Below are 1,149 nucleotides of genomic sequence, written 5' to 3' on the forward strand. Positions count from 1 at the left end.
CAATCGGGTAAGGTGAGACCCAGACTTTAGCTGCAACTAAAGTTCTTCTATCTGGCAGTTCGATTGAACGATGGCTCCTCTAGCGAGAGACCGATAACAAGTACGAACGCCTGATAGAACTCCAAGCACCACACTCGAATAGTCTTCTGGGTCTCGAGCCCGCATTTGCAAGCAAGAGTTAGCTTATTATGAATACAAACACACTTCAAAACATTAATGTCGGCGTTGATACGGGTAAGTCACAATTAGATATCTATATCCGCCCACTCGACATTTACTTCACCGTCCCAAACACCGAAAAAGGCATCAGCCATGCCATAAAAACCATTAAGAAACACAAACCTCAACGCGTCATTATCGAAGCAACGGGTCGATTAGAAATGCCCTTTATACTCGCCTGTGATAAAGCAAAATTACCTTATGTTATTGCCAATCCACTGCGCATTAAACGATTTGCCGGTGCTATTGGCCAACGAGCTAAGAACGACCGTTTAGATGCGGCCCTCATCGCACATTATGCCGAACGGGTTCAGCCCGAACTGACCAAGATAAAAAGCGAAAATATACGCCTTATGAGTGACTTAGTCACTAGGCGCAACCAACTACTCACCATGCAAACCATGGAAAAAAACCGACTACAAATATTACCAAAGAATATCTCATCGACTATCACCCCTATTCTTACCGCTCTGAAAAATCAGATTGAAAAAGTAGAAGCAAAGATAGCGAAGCTGATTGATAGCTGTCCTGAATATCAAGCCAAAAATACTCTTCTTCAAAGCATGCCGGGCGTTGGCAAAGTCCTTGCGGCCTCCTTAATTAGTAATGTGCCCGAGTTGGGCTATATCACGAACAAACAAGCTTCTTCTCTCATTGGCGTCGCACCAATAACAAGAGAAAGTGGCTGCTTTAAAGGCAAGCGGATGATACAAGGGGGACGGGCTCAAGTTAGGACCGTTATGTATATGGCAATGATGTCGGCTATCCAATGCAATCCTGTTTTTAAGGCAGCATATCAACGATTACTTGCGGCAGGAAAACCGAAAAAAGTAGCCATTGTTGCTTGTATGAGAAAGATGGTGGTGATCTTAAATTCGATGCTAAGAGACGGTGTGATGTGGGATAAAGATAGCGTCAAAAATTAACTAT

1 protein-coding gene is annotated in these 1,149 nt (G+C 43.6%); it reads left to right on the forward strand.

Annotation, left to right across the window (positions count from 1 at the left end):
• Nucleotides 1–188: 188 nt before the first annotated feature.
• Complete coding sequence (locus NB504_RS03010) at nucleotides 189–1,145, forward strand: IS110 family transposase (protein WP_258428241.1); 957 nt, start codon at nucleotides 189–191, stop codon at nucleotides 1,143–1,145.
• Nucleotides 1,146–1,149: the final 4 nt, after the last annotated feature.

Origin of the sequence: Vibrio sp. RM-69-4 (assembly GCF_024743775.1) — a bacterium.
GTDB lineage: Bacteria > Pseudomonadota > Gammaproteobacteria > Enterobacterales > Vibrionaceae > Vibrio > Vibrio anguillarum.